This window comes from Sphingomonas leidyi, assembly GCF_011761945.1.
In the GTDB taxonomy this organism is placed as follows: domain Bacteria; phylum Pseudomonadota; class Alphaproteobacteria; order Sphingomonadales; family Sphingomonadaceae; genus Sphingomonas; species Sphingomonas leidyi.
Map to the genome: position 1 here is coordinate 1,813,728 of NZ_JAASQV010000001.1, position 20,445 is coordinate 1,834,172.

14 protein-coding genes are annotated in these 20,445 nt (G+C 67.4%); 9 read left to right on the plus strand and 5 right to left on the minus strand.

What is annotated here, in order from left to right; translation table 11 throughout:
* Window positions 1-145: 145 nt before the first annotated feature.
* The gene (locus FHR20_RS08705) at window positions 146-571 is read left to right on the plus strand and encodes a hypothetical protein (protein ID WP_167299133.1); all 426 of its coding nucleotides are present in this window, start codon (window positions 146-148) and stop codon (window positions 569-571) included.
* Between the two features lie 133 nt (window positions 572-704).
* Window positions 705-1,856, plus strand: coding sequence for an isovaleryl-CoA dehydrogenase (locus tag FHR20_RS08710; protein WP_167299134.1), 1,152 nt, complete (start codon window positions 705-707; stop codon window positions 1,854-1,856).
* Between the two features lie 66 nt (window positions 1,857-1,922).
* Here the strand turns inward: FHR20_RS08710 and FHR20_RS08715 are convergent, their stop codons facing one another.
* The gene (locus tag FHR20_RS08715) at window positions 1,923-3,113 is read right to left on the minus strand and encodes an SGNH/GDSL hydrolase family protein (RefSeq protein WP_167299135.1); all 1,191 of its coding nucleotides are present in this window, start codon (window positions 3,111-3,113) and stop codon (window positions 1,923-1,925) included.
* Between the two features lie 50 nt (window positions 3,114-3,163).
* On the minus strand, window positions 3,164-5,233 hold the full coding sequence (locus FHR20_RS08720; RefSeq protein WP_167299136.1) for a M13 family metallopeptidase: 2,070 nt from the start codon (window positions 5,231-5,233) through the stop codon (window positions 3,164-3,166).
* Window positions 5,234-5,360: 127 nt separating this feature from the next.
* On the opposite strand from FHR20_RS08720, the gene FHR20_RS08725 reads away from it, so the two are divergent.
* From FHR20_RS08725 to FHR20_RS08755, 7 genes are all read left to right on the plus strand, one after another.
* Entirely contained in the window at window positions 5,361-6,962 is a 1,602-nt protein-coding gene (locus FHR20_RS08725; protein ID WP_167299137.1) for a carboxyl transferase domain-containing protein, read from the plus strand.
* Window positions 6,963-7,025: 63 nt separating this feature from the next.
* Complete coding sequence (locus tag FHR20_RS08730; protein ID WP_167299138.1) at window positions 7,026-7,799, plus strand: hypothetical protein; 774 nt, start codon at window positions 7,026-7,028, stop codon at window positions 7,797-7,799.
* 55 nt (window positions 7,800-7,854) lie between these two features.
* Window positions 7,855-8,355 carry a nuclear transport factor 2 family protein gene (locus FHR20_RS08735; protein ID WP_167299139.1) on the plus strand — a complete coding sequence of 167 codons (501 nt, stop codon included), beginning with the start codon at window positions 7,855-7,857 and terminating at the stop codon, window positions 8,353-8,355.
* Window positions 8,352-8,660 carry a DUF3088 family protein gene (locus tag FHR20_RS08740; RefSeq protein WP_167299140.1) on the plus strand — a complete coding sequence of 103 codons (309 nt, stop codon included), beginning with the start codon at window positions 8,352-8,354 and terminating at the stop codon, window positions 8,658-8,660. Before FHR20_RS08735 ends, FHR20_RS08740 begins: the two co-directional genes overlap by 4 nt.
* A gap of 154 nt (window positions 8,661-8,814) precedes the next feature.
* Window positions 8,815-10,746, plus strand: a complete 1,932-nt coding sequence (locus FHR20_RS08745) for an acetyl/propionyl/methylcrotonyl-CoA carboxylase subunit alpha (RefSeq protein ID WP_167299141.1) — start codon at window positions 8,815-8,817, stop codon at window positions 10,744-10,746.
* A 2-nt stretch (window positions 10,747-10,748) separates the two neighbouring features.
* Complete coding sequence (locus tag FHR20_RS08750; RefSeq protein WP_167299142.1) at window positions 10,749-11,204, plus strand: MaoC family dehydratase; 456 nt, start codon at window positions 10,749-10,751, stop codon at window positions 11,202-11,204.
* The gene (locus FHR20_RS08755) at window positions 11,162-12,415 is read left to right on the plus strand and encodes a flavin monoamine oxidase family protein (RefSeq protein WP_341786423.1); all 1,254 of its coding nucleotides are present in this window, start codon (window positions 11,162-11,164) and stop codon (window positions 12,413-12,415) included. Before FHR20_RS08750 ends, FHR20_RS08755 begins: the two co-directional genes overlap by 43 nt.
* Here FHR20_RS08755 and FHR20_RS08760 read toward each other — a convergent pair.
* The 3 genes from FHR20_RS08760 to FHR20_RS08770 are packed head-to-tail and all read right to left on the minus strand — an operon-like array spanning window position 12,412 to window position 20,419.
* Entirely contained in the window at window positions 12,412-13,878 is a 1,467-nt protein-coding gene (locus FHR20_RS08760; protein ID WP_167299144.1) for an NAD(P)-binding domain-containing protein, read from the minus strand. The two genes, FHR20_RS08755 and FHR20_RS08760, sit on opposite strands and share 4 nt — an antisense overlap.
* 53 nt (window positions 13,879-13,931) lie before the next feature.
* A complete protein-coding gene (locus tag FHR20_RS08765) occupies window positions 13,932-18,152 on the minus strand; it encodes a translocation/assembly module TamB domain-containing protein (RefSeq protein ID WP_167299145.1) in 4,221 nt (1,406 codons plus the stop codon).
* Window positions 18,152-20,419 (minus strand): autotransporter assembly complex protein TamA, encoded by a 2,268-nt coding sequence (locus FHR20_RS08770; RefSeq protein ID WP_341786424.1) that lies wholly within the window; start codon window positions 20,417-20,419, stop codon window positions 18,152-18,154. Before FHR20_RS08770 ends, FHR20_RS08765 begins: the two co-directional genes overlap by 1 nt.
* Window positions 20,420-20,445: the final 26 nt, after the last annotated feature.

Sequence of the window (20,445 nt, forward strand, 5' to 3'; positions counted from 1 at the left end):
CTAATGCCGAGTTTTCCAGTACTTATTCACTATATCGAACATATCATGTTATTGTTCGGGAAATTCTCCAAGAAATCATGCAATAATGTCTTCGATATTTCCATATCGAGTCGAAATGCGTTTGTAGTCCATGGAGAATCGTAAAATGGCTGATTTACGCAAATTCATCAATCCGATGCTGCGCCCGCACGAGAAGATTGGTTTGTTCGTCTCGGGAGCCCGCCTCGGCAGTGGAAACACCCATGAGATCGAGCAGCTTCGCGCCAAGCTCAGCGGAGAGATATTCTTCTCCAAGATAGATATCGACATCGTCATGCCGGACACCAGCCCGTCAGGCGTCTGCAAGATGACGCTGAACGGCAAGTTGGAGGATTGCCCCTATGTCACGACGCCGGACAACAGGCTGAAGATCACGCGGAAGGACAAGACGGAGATCCTGATCCATATCGGCGACCGTGCCTACACGTTCGTCAACGTTACCGGCCGGCCGACCGTAGGGATCTGGCCCGACCGCATCCGTGGCCTCGACGAACCTGCCGAGCCCGCGGAAATCACCGAAGGCGCGGACTGACCCCCGCCCCCCGGGGTTCGGGATCGCCTCCGGGGGGCCTCCCCTCTCTCCCCTTGCCGCCTTGCCCGAAATCGGGGAAAAGCGCGCAGAAAAAGGTCAGCACTGCTGACGCGCATATTCCGGAGAGAGGCCCATGGATCCCACGCTCGATTTCAGCCTTGGCGAGACCGCCGACATGATCCGCGAGACGACGCAGCGCTTCGCGAAGGAGCGCATCGAGCCGCTCGCCGCGAAGATCGATGCCGAGGACTGGTTTCCCAAGGCCGAGCTCTGGCCGGCAATGGGCGAACTCGGCTTGCACGGCATCACCGTCGAGGAGGAATGGGGCGGCCTGGGCCTGGGCTATCTCGAGCATGTCGTCGCGCAGGAGGAAGTCGCCCGCGCATCGGCCTCGATCGGGCTCAGCTACGGCGCCCACTCGAACCTGTGCGTCAACCAGATCCGCCGCTGGGCCAATCCCGAGCAGAAGGCCAAATACCTTCCCAGGCTGATCTCGGGCGAGCATGTCGGATCGCTCGCCATGTCCGAGGCGGGCGCCGGCTCGGACGTCGTCTCGATGAAGCTGCGCGCCGAGAAGACCGATCGCGGCTATGTCCTCAACGGCACCAAGTTCTGGATCACCAACGCCGCCTATGCCGACACGCTGGTCGTCTATGCCAAGACGGGCGAAGGCTCGCGCGGCATCACCACCTTCCTGATCGAGAAGGACATGCCCGGCTTCTCGATCGGCCAGAAGATCGACAAGATGGGCATGCGCGGATCGCCCACCGCCGAGCTGGTGTTCGACGATTGCGAAGTCCCCGAAGAGCAGGTGATGGGCCCGCTCAACGGCGGCGTCGGCGTGCTGATGTCGGGCCTGGACTATGAGCGCACGGTGCTCGCCGGCATCCAGCTCGGCATCATGCAGGCCTGTCTCGACGTCGTGCTGCCCTATATCCGCGAGCGCCGGCAGTTCGGCCAGCCGATCGGCCATTTCCAGCTGATGCAGGCCAAGGTGGCGGACATGTATGTCGCGCTGAACTCGGCCCGCGCCTATGTCTATGCCGTGGCGAAGAGCTGCGACGCCGGCAAGACGACGCGCTTCGACGCGGCCGGCGCGATCCTGCTCGCCTCCGAGAATGCCGTGAAGGTGTCGCTCGAGGCGATCCAGGCGCTCGGCGGCGCCGGCTATACCAAGGACTGGCCGGTCGAGCGCTTCGCCCGCGACGCCAAGCTGCTCGACATCGGTGCCGGCACCAACGAGATCCGCCGCATGCTGATCGGGCGCGAGCTGATCGGCAACTAGGGTTGCTTCTCCCATCGGCGGGGAGGATGGGGAAACCCCTCGTCCTTCCCGCCCATGGAACTGGAGCTACTCGAACAGCGCCAGCGGGATCGCCTCGCCCATCCTGGTTTCGCCCGCACCATTGGGGTGGAGATTGTCCCCGCCCTGCAGCGCGGGCGCCAGGCGCTTCGGATTGGCGGGATCGGCGACTGCCTTCTCCAGGTCGACCACGCCGTCGAAGGTGCCCGAGCCGCGCATCCAGTCGTTGATCGCCACGCGCAGCGCCTCGCCGTCGGGCGTGTGATAGCTGGCGCCTTCATAAGGCAGGATCGTCGCCGCGATCACCTTGATCCCATGCGCATGCGCCCGCGCGACGATCTGGCGATAGGCCGCCTTCAGGTCCTCCGGCGTCACCACCGGATTCTGCACGCCGCCCCGGTTCTTGCCCGAGTTCCCGATGTCGTTGACGCCTTCGAGCAGCACGACATGGGAAACGCCGGGCAATGCGAGCACATCGCGATCGAAGCGGGCAAGCGCGGTCGGGCCCAGCCCTCCCTGCAGGATGCGATTGCCGCCGATCGCCTGAGTCACCACCACATGCGGCATCCCCGCCGCAGCGATGCGCCGGCCGAGCACGTCGCCCCAGCGGCATGCCGGCACCGCATCGTTCGCGCAGCCGACATTGTCGGTGATCGAATCGCCATAGGCGACGACCACCGGGCGCTGCTTCGCGCCGAGCACGTCGACCTCGGCAAGCAGCGGCCGCGGGTCCGACCGCCGGGCCGCCTCGAATGCCTCGCCGCTACGGTCGCCGGGCGCCGAGATGTCCGTCGGCGCGCCGCGCGCCATATGGACTGTCTCGATCTCGACCTTCTCCGGCAGGTATAGCGAGACCTCGAGCTGCTCGAACGCCTCGACCGGCATCGCGATCGCGTCGCTCACCAGCGGCGCCCCGGCGGGCAGCCTGGCGTCGCCGCGCCCGTCGAACGTCACGCGCACCGGCGCCCTCCCGGCGAGGCGCACCGTCGCCGCGCCGATCCGCATCGCCTGGCCATAGTCGTTCGCCAGCCGGATGCGGACCTTGCTCCCGCCCGCGCCGACGCGCACCTTCATGCGCAGCGTCGCATTCTCCACCGCCACGCGATCGTCGGGATCCGCCGCCCGCCACATGCTGGCGGTCCAGGCGGGCGTCCAGCCGTCCTGGACCGGGCGGGCATCGGCGGAAATGGCGGCAAACAGCAGCGGCGCAATCACCGCTCCCAAGGGCATCCAGCGCATGGCATCTCCCATTTGGCTATCTGCCGCCAGACTATCCGATCAGTCCGATATCACCATATCTTCACGCGCTTCTCGGGTGCCAAATACAGCTTCTCGCCCGGCTGCACGTTGAACGCGGGATACCATGCGTCGAGATTGCGCACGGTGAACGCGCGCCAGCGGCCCGGAGCATGTCCGTCGGTCGCCACTTCGGCGCGCAACGCCTCCTGACGCTGCTTCTCGCGCCAGCTCTGGGCATAAGCGAGGAAGAAGCGCTGGTCGCCGGTCAGCCCGTTGATAACCGGCGCTTCCTTGCCCTTGAGCGAGGCGTGATACGCTTCATAGGCGGCGGTCAGGCCCGCGACGTCGGCGATGTTCTCGGCCAGCACCTGCTTGCCGTTGAGGAACAGGCCGGGAAGCACTTCATAGGCGCTGTACTGCGCCGCCAGCGCCGCGCTCGCTTCCTGGAAATGCTTCAGGTCCTCGGGCGTCCACCAGTTGCGCAGCTTGCCGGCACTGTCGAAGCTCGAGCCGGTATTGTCGAAGCTGTGGCTGATCTCATGGCCGATCGTCGCGCCGATCGAGCCGTAATTGGCCGCCGCGTCCGATTTCGGATCGTAGAAGGGCGCCTGAAGAATTGCGGCCGGGAAGTTGAGCGCATTCTGCAGCGGCAGGTTCACCGCGTTCACCGTCTGCGGCGTCATCCACCATTCGCCCTTGTCGGCCGGCTTGCCGATCTTGGCGAGCTGGTGCCGGGTCTCGGCCTTGTCGGCGCGCTGCAGGTTGCCGACCGGGTCGTCCGCCTTCACGTCAAGCGAGGCATAGTCGCGCCAGGCCTCCGGATAGCCGACGCCCACGCGCATCGTCTCGATCTTCTTGCGCGCCTCGGCCTTGGTCGCCTCGTCCATCCAGCTGAGACCGGCGACGCGCTTGTCGAACGCGGCCTTGATGTTCGCCACCATATTCTGGATGTCGGCCTTGGACGAAGCCGGGAAATAGTCCTTCACATAGAGCTGGCCGACCGCGTCGCCGAGGTTGTTGTTGACGCTGGCGATGGCGCGTTTGTCGCGCGGGCGCATCGCCTGCTGGCCGCGCAACTGCTTCGAGAAGAAGTCGAAGCTCGCCTGGTCGAACTTCGCCGGCAGCACCGCGGTCACCTGGTTGATCTGGTGGAAGGCCAGCCAGTCCTGCCAGGCCTCGATCGGCTCGCTCTCGACCAGCTTGGCGAGCTTCACCGTGCTGTCCGGATGCCAGACGATGAATTCCTGCTGGCCGCCCAGCCCGGCGGCGTTCCAGAAGCCGTCCCAGTCGATCCCCGGTGCCTTGGCCGCGAAATCGGCCTTCTTCCACCAGTTGTCGGCCTTCTGCACGTCCTGGCTGGCGACGAGATCGGTGTGCGCGGCGGCGATCTTGGTCTCGAGGTCGAAGACCCGCGCGGCACGCGCCGCCGGATCGCTCATACCCGCCATGGTGAAGATCTTGAGCAGATACGCCTTGTAGCCCTCTCGCGCCTTGGCCATCGCCTCGGTCTTCGAGAGATAATAGTCGCGATCCTCCATCCCCAGGCCGCCCTGCAGCACATAGGGCACCGTCCGGTCGGGCTTGTCGAGCGCCTGGCTCACCCACAGGCCGAACAGATTCTCGGTGTGGAAATTGGTCGCGTTGAGTGGATCGACATCGGCGCGGACATTGCCGCCCAGCATCCCGGAGAGCGCCTTCTTGTCCTTGAGCGCGGCGATCGCGTCCAGCACGGGCTTGAGCGGCGCCAACCCGCGCGCCTCGATCCCCGCGGTGTCGGTATAGGCCTTGTACCAGTCGGCGATCCGCCGCTGGTCGGTGCCGGCAGCGGCATCGGCCTTCAGCGCCGCGTCGATGATCGCCTTGTTGTTCGCCTCGGCCTTGTTGAACACGTCGAGGAACATGCCGGTGATGACGCGATCGGCCGGGATCTCGGTCTTCGCGCGCCAGCCGCCATTGGCATATTCCTCGAAGTCGTCGCCCGGCTTCACCTGCTTGTCGAGCCCGACCAGGTCGACGCCGACGCCGGTGCCGGCCGCGGCCGTGGTCCCCGCGCCCGTGCCAGATGGGGTGCAGGCGGTGGTCGCGAGCAAGGCCGCGACGAGGAGCGTGTAAGTCTTCAAGCCGACTCTCCTGTATTACTGTATGGCTGGGGTGCTACTCCTGCTCGCTGCTTTGCGCCAGCACCTTCCCATGCCCGCCCGGCCAGTGTAGGGAAGGGAAAACTAGGACAGGAAGGATGCCCTATCTATGAGCGCCCCGGTGCTCGATTCGAGGGTTGCGGCGGATAGCGCGGATTTCCGCGCCCGCGCCGCGCACAATCGCACTTTGGCGGAGCGGCTTCGCGCCGATGTCGCCCGGGCGGCACTGGGCGGCAGCGAAGCCGCTCGCGAACGCCATGCCGGTCGCGGCAAGCTGCTCCCGCGCGAGCGCGTCGAGCATTTGCTCGACCCCGGCTCCCCCTTTCTCGAGATCGGCCAGCTCGCCGCCTGCGACATGTACGAGGGCGAGGTGCCCGGTGCCGGGCTGATCGCGGGGATCGGCCGAGTCTCCGGGCGCACCGTGATGATCGTCTGCAACGATGCGACGGTGAAGGGTGGCACCTATTATCCGATGACGGTGAAGAAGCATCTCCGCGCCCAGGAGATCGCCGAGCAGAACCGCCTGCCCTGCATCTACCTCGTCGATTCGGGCGGCGCCAACCTGCCTCACCAGGCCGAGGTCTTCCCCGATCGCGACCATTTCGGCCGCATCTTCTTCAACCAGGCCAACATGTCGGCCAAGGGCATTCCGCAGATCGCCTGCGTGATGGGCAGCTGCACCGCCGGCGGCGCCTATGTTCCCGCGATGAGCGACGAGACGGTGATCGTCCGCGCGCAGGGCACGATCTTCCTCGCCGGACCGCCGCTGGTGAAGGCTGCCACGGGCGAAGTCATTTCGGCCGAGGATCTGGGCGGCGGCGATCTCCATGCGCGCAAGTCGGGCGTGGTCGACCATCTCGCCGAGAATGACGAGCACGCGCTGACCATCGTCCGCGACATCGTCAGCCACCTGCCCGCCGATCGCACGCCCGACATTGCCCTGCTCGATCCCCGTGCACCCAGATATGACGCGGAAGAGCTGTACGGCATCGTCCCCGACGACGTCCGCGCGCCCTATGACGTGCACGAGGTGATCGCCCGCATTACCGACGGCAGCGAATTCCACGAGTTCAAGCCGCTCTACGGCACTTCGCTGGTCTGCGGCTTCGCGCATATCTGGGGCATGCCGGTGGGCATCATCGCCAATAACGGCGTGCTGTTTTCGGAAAGCGCGCAGAAGGGCGCGCATTTCATCGAGCTGGCCTGCCAGCGCCGCATCCCGCTGCTCTTCCTCCAGAATATCTCCGGCTTCATGGTCGGCGGTAAGTATGAGGCGGAAGGCATTGCGAAACATGGCGCGAAGCTGGTGACGGCGGTCGCCACCGCAACCGTGCCCAAGATCACGCTGCTGATCGGCGGCAGCTTCGGCGCCGGCAATTACGGCATGTGCGGCCGGGCCTATTCGCCCCGCTTCCTGTTCACCTGGCCCAACAGCCGCATCTCGGTGATGGGCGGCGAGCAGGCCGCCTCGGTGCTCGCCACCGTCCATCGCGACGCCGAGAAATGGACGCCTGAAGAGGCGGAGGCGTTCAAGGCCCCGATCCGCCAGCGCTACGAGGACGAGGGCAATCCCTGGCACGCCACTGCGCGCCTGTGGGACGACGGCATCATCGATCCGGCGCAGACCCGCGACGTGCTGGGCATCGCGCTCGCCGCGACGCTCAACGCGCCGATCCCGGAACGCCCGGCGTTCGGCGTGTTCCGGATGTGAGTTGTGCAATACTGAAATCGCTAACGGGGGGAGGCGAATTTGCAGCGAGACTATGCGCCCATCATGAACCTGGCACTCGAACTCGAGAATACCGATCCTGCCGATCACGCGCTGCGCGACGAGACTGAAGGCCGTTATCGGGCGGCGATCGACGGTTTCGTCGACCAGCTGGTCGCGGAACGCAGATCCGCCGATGCGGCAACGCGCGCGGTCAACGACGATCTGGACGAGATTTCCGCGCTCTCCGCTGCCGAGCTCCATTCGACCTACGACAAGATACGCTATGATCTGCTGAACCGGATCGAGGACGTGGCAGGCCCATCGCCCTGGCAGCGCGCTGCCCGGAAGCGCCTGGTGGGCCTTGGCGGCGTGGTGCTCGTCGTGCTTCTCGTCGCCGGCTATTTCGGCCTGCGCCAGTATAACCTGACTCCGGTGACGGCTCCGCTCGAAACTCGCGCCGGCCTGGAACAGCGGGCCAATGCCCTCGCCAAGGTGCTCCACTACGAGTCCTGGGCAAGCGGACGACGCGGCATGATCAAGAATATCCTGCTCTGGCCGTTCGAACCGCTCGCGGAAGAAGTCGCCGGTGCCCGCGAACTTTCCAGCGTTGCGCTCACCGGCGCAGCCAAGCTGATGGAGCGCGGCGAGGCGTGCGGCCTGCAGCTCGGCAGCGGGGATCAGGCACTGACGCCGCAGGAATATGGCGTGCTGAACAAGGTTTCCGATCATCTGCGCAACAAGGCATCGCAATGGCGTGACCCGCCTGTTTTGACCGTGCTCGATCCGATCCGGTCCGGCTATCCCTGCCCGGCATCCGCGGGGCAGACCGGGCGTTGACATGAAACCTCCTCCTCTCCGCGATACGCGCGGGAGGAGCCTTGAAGGATCCGCTATGAAGCAGCTTCTCCTCGCCGCCCTCCTTACCCCGCTCCCGGCGCTGGCCCAGACCACGCCCGCGCCCAAGCTGCCCCCGGCCAACCCGCTACCCTATGAGGATGCCGAGGCCGCGGCGGTGATGACGCCGATCAACGCGATGTTCGCCGGCCTCGCCGCGCATGACGGCGCTGCGATCCTCGCCCAGACGCGAGCCGAGGGCGGCGCCACCGTCGCGATCGAGAAGCCCGACGGCAGCCGCGCGATCCGCCATCTGAGCTGGACCGAATTCGCCGCCGGCATCAAGCCGGGCCCGGAGAAGCTCGAGGAGCGCATCTCGATGCCGGCGATCGAAGTCGATGGCGACATCGCCATGGTCTGGGCGCCCTATGTCTTCCTGATCGACGGCAAGGCGCACCATTGCGGGATCAACCATTTCGACCTGGTCCGCGAGAACGCGTCGTGGAAGGTGCTCAACGTCACCTGGTCGCAGCGCACCACCGGCTGCACCGCGCAATGAGCCGCGACACGCTCTTCCTGCTCGAGCATGAATTCGCCGATCCTGCCCTTGGCGGCAAGCGCGTCTTCTATTGCCGGGACTGCATGGTCGTCGAAGGGCTGCTGGCAACCTTCCCCGAGCGCGCCGCCAATATCGACGTGGTCCGCGTCCCCTGGCCGCGGCCGCGTGCCGCGGTGGTGGAGGCGATCGGGGAGGAAAACCAGAATCTGCCGGCCCTGCTGTGGGAGGGCGGCTTCGCCAACGAGATCGAGGCGCTGCTCGCCGCCCTGGCCCAGCGGCACGGCTTCCCGGAGCGGCATCCGTGATTTCCGCTTTCAACCTAGGATTTCGCATGTACCCGTCGGCCCCCATGCAGCGCAATCTTCGCCTCGCCGCCGCCCAGCCTTCACGGCCGGCGCATCGGAGGGGAAGTCGGGGCCCCCGCAGCGTAAACTTCGTAAACTTCCGCGAGGCCGCCCGATGATCCAGTCCCTGCTCATCGCCAATCGCGGCGAGATCGCCTGCCGCATCATTCGCACCGCCCGCGACATGGGCATCCGCACCGTCGCGGTCTATTCGGACGCCGACGCGAAGGCGTTGCACGTCCGGGAAGCCGACGAGGCAGTGCATATCGGCCCCTCTCCGGCCCGCGATAGCTATCTGGTCGGCGAGAAGATCATCGCCGCCGCCAGGCAGACCGGCGCCGAGGCGATCCATCCCGGCTATGGCTTTCTCTCGGAAAATGCCGATTTCGCCGAGGCGGTGATCGCCGCCGGCCTGACCTGGGTCGGCCCCCGGCCGGACAGCATCCGCGCCATGGGACTGAAGGACGCGGCCAAGGAACGGATGATCGCGGCCGGCGTGCCCGTCACCCCGGGCTATCTCGGCGAAAGCCAGGACCCCGCGCATCTCCGGGCCGAGGCGGACAAGATCGGCTATCCCGTACTGATCAAGGCCGTAGCCGGCGGCGGCGGCAAGGGCATGCGCCGCGTCGATGCGGCCGGCGACTTCGCCGACGCCCTCGCCTCCTGCCAGCGCGAGGCTGCCGCCTCCTTCGGCGACGACCGGGTGCTGATCGAGAAGTACATCCTCTCGCCGCGCCACATCGAAGTGCAGGTGTTCGGCGACACGCACGGCAATGTCGTCCACCTGTTCGAGCGCGACTGCTCGCTCCAGCGCCGCCACCAGAAGGTGATCGAGGAAGCCCCCGCGCCGGGCATGGACCCGGATACGCGCGCGGCGATCTGCGCCGCCGCCGTCCGCGCGGCCAGGGCGGTCGACTATGTCGGCGCCGGCACGATCGAGTTCATCGCCGACGCCTCGGAAGGCCTGCGCGCCGACCGCATCTGGTTCATGGAGATGAACACCCGTCTCCAGGTCGAACATCCGGTGACCGAGGAAATCACCGGTCAGGACCTGGTCGAGTGGCAGTTGCGCGTAGCCTCGGGCGAGAAGCTGCCGCTCCGGCAGGACGAGCTCTCCATCCAGGGCTGGGCGATGGAAGCGCGGCTCTATGCGGAGGATCCGGCCAAGGGCTTCCTGCCAAGCATCGGAGCGCTCGAGATATTCCGCCCGCACAGGGGCGTGCGGCTCGAGACCGGCGTCTATGAGGGCGCCGAGATCAGCCCCTTCTACGACCCGATGATCGCCAAGATCGTCGTGCACGAGGAGAGCCGCGACGCGGCTTGCGAGGCGCTCGCCCGCGCCTGCGCCGCCACCGACATCTATCCGGTCAAGACCAATGCGCCTTTCCTGTGGCGCGCGCTCGACGACGCGGATTTCCGTGCCGGCCGCATAGATACCGGCTTCATCGCGGCCCGGGGCGCCGCACTGCTGCCGCCCGCCGAGCCGACGGAGGACATGGTCAGGCAGGCCGCGGCCGCGATCCTGGTCCAGGAATATTATGGCGAGCCGACCATGCTGGCCTTCTGGGACGGCGACCTGCTTTCCGCGCCGCAGCCAAATCCGCTGCGGGGCGCGCTCGGCTTCCGCCTCAATGCTCCGGCAAACCGCAAGGTGGCGGTGAATGTAGAGGGCAAGCTCCACCATGCCGAGTTGCCCGTCGACTGGCGCAGCGCCGAAGTCGTCGGCGAGCCGGTCTCCGGCGGCGTGGCGATCAACGACGACGGATTGTCGTTCCTGGCGTCGCTCCCCCGCGCTGCGGTGTCGGCGGCCGGCGCCGCTTCCGACGGTGCGATCCTGGCGCCAATGCCCGGCCGGGTGACCGCCGTGGAGGTAGCGGCGGGCGACGCGGTCACCAAGGGCCAGCGGCTCGTCACGCTCGAGGCGATGAAGATGGAACATGGCCTCACCGCGCCGTTCGACGGCATTGTCGGCGAATTGCCGGTGGCGCAGGGCAGCCAGGTGAGCGAAGGCACGCTGCTGGTAAAGGTCGAGAAGACGGAAGGCTGACGATGGCGGGCAGGTATTTCGACGAGTGGCAGATCGGCGACGTCGTCGTCCACGAACTGCGCCGGACGGTGACGGAGACGGACAACCTCCTCTTCTCCACGATGACGCACAACACCCAGCCGCTTCACCTCGATGCCGAGGCGGCGCGGGCCAGCGAGTTCGGCCAGATTCTCGTCAACGGCACCTTCACCTTCAGCCTGATGGTGGGGATCACCGTGGGCGATACCACTGCGGGTACGCTGGTCGCGAACCTTGGCTATGACGCGCTGCGCATGCCGAAGCCCGTCTTCATCGGCGACACGTTGCGGGCGGAAAGCGAAGTGACCGAAGTCCGCCCCAGCAAGTCGCGCCCCGGCCAGGGCATCGTCACCTGGCAGCATCGCATGCGCAACCAGCGCGACGAGATCGTCTGCGAGTGCCTGCGCTCCGCCTTGCTCAAGAGCCGGCCGGCGACGTGAAGGATCATGCCGACATCGTCGTGATCGGCGGCGGTGCGGCGGGTATCGGTGCGCTTCGCACGCTCGCCGATGCCGGCAAGGACGTGCTGTTGCTCGAGGCGCAGGACCGGCTCGGCGGTCGCGCCCATACGGTGCACGTCGCCGGCTTGCCGATCGACCTGGGCGCGGGCTGGCTTCATTCCGCCCCCCGGAACCCCTGGGTCGCGATCGCGGAGGCGCGCGGCTTCGCGGTCTATCGCGCACCTCCGCTCTGGGACGAGCAATGGCGCGAACTTGGCCTCTCGAGAGCCGAGCAGGCCGAATTGTGGGAAGTGTTCGACGCATGCATGGCGGCGATGCGCACGCCCCCGCCGAGCGATCGCGCCTCGGACCTGTTGCCGCCGGACGGCGCATGGAACGCGGCGCTCGATGCGCTCTCCGGCTTCATCAACGGCGCGCCGATGCGCGAGATGTCGGTCACCGACTGGCATGCCTATGACGAAGCCTCGATCGACATGGATTGGCGCATCGAGCAAGGCTATGGGGCGCTGGTCGCTTCGCATGCCGCGGGGCTGCCGGTGGCGCTGGCGACGCCGGCGAGCGGGATCGACAGCTCGGCCAAGCGGCTCCGCATTGCCACGCCCCGGGGCACGATCATCGCCGATGCCGCGATCGTCACTGTCTCCACCAACGTGCTCGCAAGCGGCGCGCTGCGCGTGCCGGGCCATGATGCGATCTTCCACGCCGCATCCCAGCTGCCGCTCGGCCTTGCCGACAAGCTGTTCTTCACGCTGGAGGGCGGCGAGGAGATTGACGACAATGCCCATCTGGTCGGCAATCCCCGCAGCGCATGCACCGGCAGCTACACGCTTCGGCCCTTTGGCCGCCCGATCGTCGAGTGCATGCTCGGCGGCGAAGGGGCGCGAGCAATGGAAAGGGAAGGGCTGAACGGCGCCGCGGAATTCGCGATCGGCGAGCTGTGCCACCTGCTCGGCAGCGGCTGGCGCGGGAAGCTGCGCTTCGTCGCCGGTTCGGCCTGGGGGCGCGAGACGCACGTCCTCGGCAGCTACAGCCATGCCCTGCCCGGCCGGCACGGCGCGCGCGCGTTGCTGCGCACCCCGGTGGACCCGCGCATCCGCTTCGCCAGCGAGGCCTGTTCCGACGGCGAATTCTCCACCGTCCACGGCGCCTATAACAGCGGCGTCGCGGCGGCGCGGGCGTTGCTGGCCTAGGCGGCGGCCTTGTTCGCGGGCTCGGGGTTGGAGAATTCCATCTCCTGGTCGATCCCCCCGAACTTGAGCGCCATCACGTCGCGGGCGTAATTCTGGTTGAGCCGCCACGGCTTGCGCGTGCCCTGGCGCGGCAGTCTGTCCGCCGCGCGCTGGACATAGCCGGAAGTGAAGTCGAGGAACGGCACTTCCTCGACCGGCGCGGCCAGGCGGGGCGTCACTTGCCGCACGCGGCGCTTGCGCATCGCGTTGAGCAGGCGGGTGACGTAATTGGCGGTCAGGTCGCTCTTCAGCGTCCAGCTGGCATTGGTATAGCCAAAGGAGATCGCGAAATTGGGCACGTCGGAGAACATCATGCCCTTGTAGGTCATCGCCCTGGCAGGCTCGAAGGCCTTGCCGTCCACGCTGATCGGCATGCCGCTGAACAGCTGGATCTCGAGACCGGTCGCAGTGACGATCAGGTCTGCCCCCAGCGTCTTCCCCGAGCCGAGCGCCAACCCGGTCTCGGTGAACCGCTCGATCGTGTCGGTCACCACTTCGGCCTTGCCCTCGCGCAGCGCGGCGAACAGGTCGGCATCGGGCACCAGGCAGACGCGCTGGTCCCACGGATTGTAGCGGGGGGTGAAATGGGTGGCGACGTCATAGTCCGGCCCCAGCTCGTCGCGCGCCATCTGGACGATCCGCTCGCGAGTCTTTTCCGGGTTCTTGCGGGCAAGGCGGAAGAAGAATTGCTGGAGCAGCACATTCTTCCAGCGCGTGAGGCCATAGGCGGTCATCGACGGCATCCAGCCGCGCATCCAGTTGGCAAGCCTGTCCTGCGAAGGCCGCGAGACGATATAGGTCGGCGAGCGCTGGAGCATGACGACATGGCTTGCCTGCTTCGCCAGTTCCGGCACCAGCGTCACTGCCGTCGCGCCGCTGCCGATCACCACGACCCGCTTGTCCTTGTAGTCGATGTCGTCGGTCCAGAATTGCGGATGGACGATGCGGCCCTTGAAGTCGGCCGTCCCGGCGAAGTCGGGGGTGTGGCCGCGCGCGTAATTATAATAGCCGGTGCACAGGAACAGGAATGCGCAGGTGAAGGTCACCGCTTCCCCGCCCCGCTCGGCAGTGACGGTCCACAGCGCTTCCTCCGTCGACCAGCTCGCGCCCGTCACCCGCGTCGAATAGCGGATATGCTCGTCGATCCCATAGTCGCGCGCCGCTTCCTCCAGATAGTTGAGGATCGACGGACCGTCGGCGATCGCCTTGCTCGCCGTCCAGGGGCGGAAGGAGAAGCCGAGCGTGAACATGTCCGAGTCCGAACGGATGCCCGGATAGCGGAACAGGTCCCAGGTGCCGCCCAACCGCTCGCGGCCTTCGAGCACCACATAGCTGCGGTCCGGGCTGTTCGCCTGGAGATGATATGCCGCGCCCACGCCGGAGATGCCGGCTCCCACGATCACTACGTCGAAATGCTCGGCCACGCGCCTCTCCCGCCGATCTGTTTACACCACTGTAAGCAGGGAAATCGACAGGCTCAATAATCCCGGGAATATTTCAGGCTGACGCTCGATCCGCCGAAGGAGCCCGCCTGGGAAAGCAGGCTCAGCGTGCGGCTGAGCGATATTTCGAGCTGCGTGGCGGTGAAGCCCCGCGCATCGGTGATGATCTCCACATAGATGTCGTTGGTCAGATATTTGCCGGCCGCCAGCGCCGTGCCGCGGCCGGTCGCGTCGTCGGCGCCCAGGATGCGCAGCCGGTCGATGCCCGTGGCCGATTTGAGCTGACCGAGCGGATTGAGCCCGCCACCGGTGCCGCTCAGCGACTGGAGCGCGGCGGCAAGCTGGATCGCTTCGGTGGCGGAGAGGTTGGTCACGTTGGTGCCGAAGAACAGGCGCGAGAGCACTTCCTCCTGCGGCAGCGCCGGCGTCGAGCTGAACGCGATCTGCGGCTGCTGCGCGGTGCCCGAGACGGTGAGGATCGCAGTGATTCCCTCCGCGCTGGTATTCGCCTGGATGTCCACCGACGGATTGGTGAGCGCCGAGCCCTGGAAGCGGATCGTGCCGCGCGAGATGTCGAAGCGGCGGCTGGCGAAACTATAGGTGCCGCGCACGATCTCCATCGTGCCGCGGATGTCGGGCGCCAGCGTGGTGCCGCGCACCGTCACCTGGGTGCGCCATTCCGATTCCAGGCCCATGCCGGTGACGAACAGCCGGTTATCGGCATCGATGCGCAGGTTGAGATCGAAATCGCCGAACGAACGGCGGATCACGGGCGCCGGCCCCTGATCCTCGCCGGTCGCGCTCTTGCGGCGCACACCGGTGAGTTCGGGCACTTCGGCGGCGCCCTGGCGGATGATCTGGTAATGCGCCTCCGGGATCGTCAGCCGTCCCTCGATCCGGGAGACTTCCGGATTCTTGGTGATGCTGATCTTGCCCGTCGCGGTCGCGCCCAGCGCGTCGCTGCGGGCCAGGCGGGCATTGTTGAGGTCCGCGGTGATCGCGATCGGATAGCCGTTCGCCGAGGACAGGCTTACCCTGCCCTGCGCCGACACCGTGCCGTCCCCTGCCTTGGCGGTGAGCGAATTGAGGATGAACGCGTCGTTCGAGAAGGTGCCGTCCACTTGCATAGCGGTGAGCCGGGTGCCGAAATTCTCGTTCTCGTAATGGAGATTGGTCGCACGAACCACGCCGGTCAGCCTGGGCTCCTCGACCTTGCCGGAGAAATCCGCCGCGATGCCGATCGGCCCGTCGAGCTGCTGGCCGGAGAGCCCGGCCAGCGAGAAGGGCACCGCCGCCGGCCCATTGTAGCGGATGCCGCCCGAAAGCGGTGCGGCGAGCATGCGTTCGGTCCAGGGGCCCGCCTCCGGACCGAGCGGGCTCAGCGTCGCCACTACGCGGCCGATCGTGGCGTTGCCGCGGCGGATCAGCGCACGCGCATCGCCGCCATCGGGCAGCAGCTTGCCGACGAAGCTCACGCGCACCGGCGTCGAGACGCTGGCCAGGCCGGCGCGCGTGAAATCGGCGATCTCGAGCCGGGCATCGGCACTGGGGAAGGCCTCGAAGGAAGTCTGGGCGAAATCGAGGCTGCCCGTCGCGGTGCCGCCGATGCCGAGATCGGGCACGAAGGCATTGACCACTGCCAGGTCGAGGCTGTCGAGCCGCGCCTGCAGCACCATGCCCTTGCCATAGCTGCCCGCCACCCGCGCGCTGCCCTTGTCGAAATCGACCTTGGTCGGCAGCAGGTGGTAGACGCCCTCGCGGATCGCAACATGCGCCGGCTGGGCGGTGCGGAACTGCACGCCGCTGCCCTGCCCCTGCACCGCCACCAGCCACGCATCGGGCGCGAGCCGGGCATTGGCGGCGATCTGGAAGGGCACGCCGGTGGAACCATTGGCGAAGGCCTGCGCCGTCCCGTTGCCGCCGGCATAGGCGATCTTGGCCCGGGCAGTCTTGAGCACGAAATTGCCCTGGCGCAGGTTCGCGACCTGCACGTCGCCATGGATCTCGGGCGTGTCGGCCAGGACGACGCTGCCGTCGATCAGCGCACGGCCGATGGTGAGCCCGGCGGCACCCGGTATCTTCGCATTGGCGGCGGTCGCCTTCACATCGGCGCGCTGCAGCTTCCCTTGCGCCGAGAGCGTCGCCCGCCCCGTCACGCCCGATCCGTTGAACGCCAGCTCGCCGGCGAACGGTCCGTCCGCCGTCTGCTCGACCTTGCCGGTAACGTCCATGCCGGCGAAACGGCCCGAATTGACATCGATCGCGAGGCGGTTGCCGGTCCGCACCAGGACATCGGCATCGAACGGCCCGTAATCGGTATTGCCGTTCGCCACCACCGCCCAGGCATCGCCACGCCCGCGGACGCGCGCCTCGAGGTCGACCAGCCCGATGCCCAATCCGGGCCTGGGTGCCTTGAGCAACATGATCGGCGCGTTCAGCGTGCCCGTCACCCGCGCGGTGAGCGGGCCGTATCGATCGGAAACCGCATCGGCGTCGATCAGGATAGGGCCGGCCGGATCATAGCGCCCCGCTCCGCGCAGGACACGGAATTGCGGCGCCTTCATCTTCACGTCGCTGATGCTGACCACCCCCTTGGGATCGAGCACCAGGCGCGCCGAAGCGACGGCATTGCCCCCCAGGAACGCGCGCGCACCGTCGCTGAAGATCTTCCGCGACTGGCCGGCAATGTGTCCGCGAATGCCCCAGCCGCCGCCGGGTGCGGCGAACAGCTCGGCGTCGGTCCTGAGGTCGACGACGCCGACGCCGTCGATCCGATAGTCGTTCACTCGGCCCTTGAGCGCACCGGTATAGCGTCCGCGGCCGATATCGGCGGCGACGATCGCCGTTGCGTCGATCTTGTCCGAGCGGATGCGGAGATTGTCGGAAAGCAGCTGCTGGCCCGAAATCGCAAGGTCGCCGTCGACGACAAGGTTGGTGACCAGTCCCCCGGCCGCCGCGTTGAGACCGGAAACCCGTGCCGCCCGGGCTCTGACGGGCACCAGGATGCGCTTCGCATCCACCCGTGCCCGACCCTCGGCATAGAGGTTCTCGGCAACCGTCTCGCCGAAGCCGAGCGCGCCCGCGGCGAGCTTGTAATCCACCACCGGCCGATCGAACGCCCCGTCCAGTGCCAGCGAGGCGCGCACCGAGCGACCGACCAGATCGGGCGCGATCGCCCCGGCCTTGAGCAGGATCGCATCGACCTTCAGGTCGTGGAACCGATTATGGCCGAAATCGACCTTGCCCGCCGCCTCCACCGACAGCGCGGCGGAGCGCAGCTTGACCGATCCGTCCGCGGCGCGGTCCGCCCATTTCGCGTCGAGGTCGAAATCGAGCTGCGGCGCGGCCAGCCGCGCGACCGGCCCCTTCATCCACAGCCCGGGGTGCAGCGGCCCGCGCAGCTGGAAGCGGCCATTGGTCGCGATCAGGTCGAGATCGGCGAGCGCGGCACCGTCCAGCGTGCCCCGGGCCTTGCCCTGCCAGCGGGCCCAATCCCCCTTGCCCGCCACCGCGAAGCCGAGCGGCGCCTCCAGCCCGGCCAGTCCGGCGACCAGCCCCTTGGCCGGCGCGTCGAGCTTCACGTCGATGTCCAGCCGGTTCTTCCCGGGCGTCGCGTCGAGCCTGAGGGCCAGCCGGTCGCCCCCGGGCACGCCGCGCGCGGCGACCGTGCCGCCATCGAGCAGGATCTGCACGCGTCCGTCCGCGAGATGCGCGTTGCCGGCCAGCCGGCCGAGATAGCGGGCGCGACCGTCCACTTCCCTGGCGATGTCGATCCGGGCGACGTCGAGTCTGCCCACATCGATGTTGAGATCGGGCAGCAGCGGCGCATTGGGATCGCCCGAGGGCTTAAGCGCCGGCAGGCGCAGCAGCTTCACTTCGGGGCTGGCGAAGCTGCGCACGTCCACGCGATTGCCCAGATAGGCAAGGGGCCGCCAATCCATCCGGATCTCGCGCGAGGCGGCGAATACGCCCCTGGTGTCGCGCACCTGCACATTCCGCAGGACCATCGCGCCGTAGAGCGATCCGTCGATCCGGCCGATGCGGAAATTGAGGCCCGATTCCAGCGTGATCCCGGCGATCTGGTCGGCGACGAATCGGCGGCCCGCCTGAGTGTCGAGCCCCAGCACCAGCGCGCCGATCGCCAGCACGAGGCCGGCCAGCGCGATCCCCGTCCATTTCGCCACCCGCTGCCACAAGGGCCGGCCGACAGCCGCGGCCTCGCCATCGGGCTCGGGCGCAGGCGTATCTTCCGCCATCAGAACGCCTGCCCGATCGAGATGTAGAGCGAGACCTTGGATTCGCCCGGCTTGCGGTTGATCGGCGTCGCCACGTCGACGCGGATCGGGCCGAAATTGGTGTAGAGCCGGCCGCCGATGCCCGCACCGAAGCGGATGTTCTTGCCCGTGGGGTAGATGCCTTCATAGACTTGGCCGGCATCGATGAAGGGCACGATGCCGTAATTGCCGAAGCGATAGCGCGCCTCGATCGCGAATTCGTTGAAGCTGCGCCCGCCCACCGGCTTGCCGTCGGGGGAACGGGGCCCGAGCTCCTGATAGCCGAAGCCGCGCACCGATCCGCCGCCGCCCGAATAATAGCGCCGCGACGGCGGCAGGTCGTCGCGCGCGATGCCCATGATCGATCCGACGCGCGCGCGCCCCGCGATCACGATGCTGTCGGATACCGGCTGATAATAGGTGCCCTCGAGCATGAAGCGCGCATAGGGCCGCGCCGCGCCGCGCACCGACGTTTCCGGGCTGGCATTGGCCTTGATCCGGAAGCCGCGTGTGGGATTCAGCAGATTGTCCGAGCTGTCATAGCCCAGGAACAGCGGCGCCGCCGCGATCAGCCAGGTGCCGCGATCGCGCCGGTTGCTGTTGTAGTTCCAGCGATCCTCGTTCGCGCCGACCAGTTCGGCACCGTAGAAATAGGTCCACCGCTTCTGCCAGATCGGCGTCGAATCGCGCGAGAAGCGGAACGAGAGCGTGCCGGTATAGCTCTCATACGCGTCATAGTCCTGGTGGTTGAGCGCCGCGGCGATCTGGAAGGTCTTGTCGCGCTGCCCGGCGTTCGAGCGCCGGAAAGTGGTGGTAAGTCCCTGTTCCTGCGTGCCGAGCACGCCCGCGACGATCAGCGCCCCTTCGGGCGGGAACAGGTTGCGGTGCGTCCAGCTGCCGGTGAGCCGGATGCCCTGGCCGGTGGAATAGCCCAGTTCGGCCGCCAATGTGCGCGGGCGGCCGGGATTCTGGCGGACGAGCAAATCGACCACTTCGGTGTCGTCCGGCCCCGCCTGGCCCGTACGCACGGGCTCGACCGAGACGGTCGAGAACAGGCTGGTGGCGATCATCGCCTCGCGCAGATCGTCGACGGCGCGGATGTCGTAGAGCGCGCCCGGCTTGTAGCGGCGCAGCACCCGGATGTGATCCGCGTCGAATGCCGGCTGGCGCACGCGGCGCCGGCGCTCCTGTCGCCGCTCGCTGCGGCTCGCCCGCTCGCCCCGTCGCGCGCCGGAATCGCCCCCAACCTCGGTACGGATATCGCCGAACACCGCGCGCGGCCCCAGTTCGATCGGCAGCGTATAGTCGCCGACATGGGTTTCCCCATCGAGCAGAATGTCGCGCTGGCCGACCTTGACGAAGGGATAGCCCTGTTGCGGCAGCCGCAGCGCTACATTCGCTTCGGCACCCTGGACGCGCTCGGCCTCGATCGGATCTCCGGGATTGAGATTGAGTTCGTCGAGCAGGAGCCCCGGCGGCACGGTGGGGTCGCTCGCCACCTTCACATCGCCCAGGCGATAGAGCGGCCCGGCCGTTGCGCTGATCGTCGCGCGGACCGTGCCCGGGGTCTGCGGGTTCTGGTCGACGGTCGAGATCGCGGTGGCGTCGTAATAGCCGCGCGACTGCAGCAGGCGGATCGCGAGGCGCTCGTCTTCCCGCGCGCGCGCTGCGACCATCGCGGTGTTCGCCGCCCGCCCACCGCCATTCTTCAGTGCGGAGAGATCCTCGAACAGCCCCGCGAGGCCGACAGCGGAAAGCCCTTCCTCATGCGTGGTGTAGCGGATCGTCAGCGACTTCTTGTCGGCAACCTTGTCTTCCACCGGCGGCTCGACCTTGAACTCGGAAAGCGGCGGTAGCGGGCGGGCGAATTCGGGATCCTCGGCGGGTGCGGCCGCGAAACTCTCCTCGGCGTGTTCCCGCACCTGCTGCGCGGCCTGTCCCTGGGTGGCCGGGGCCGGCCCGGGCGTGGGCGAGCCGGTGGGCGACGGCATCGCCTCCAGCGGGGCGTTGATGTCGCCCTCGATCTTCGGCATCGCCGCTTCGAACTGGGCATCGGGAACGATCGGACTCTCGTCGACGGGCGGCATGCGCACCGTGCCGTCCTGTGCAGGCGCCGGCGCCGCGGAAGGCGCAGGCGCGGGGCCGGACGGCGGCGCGCCCTGCCCCGGCTTGGGGTCTGAAATCTGGGCATGCGCAAACCCCGGCACGCATGCCGTGCCGGCGAGCGCCGCCAGCCAAATCCGCTTCACCCCTCTACGCAACTGGCTCCCTTTCG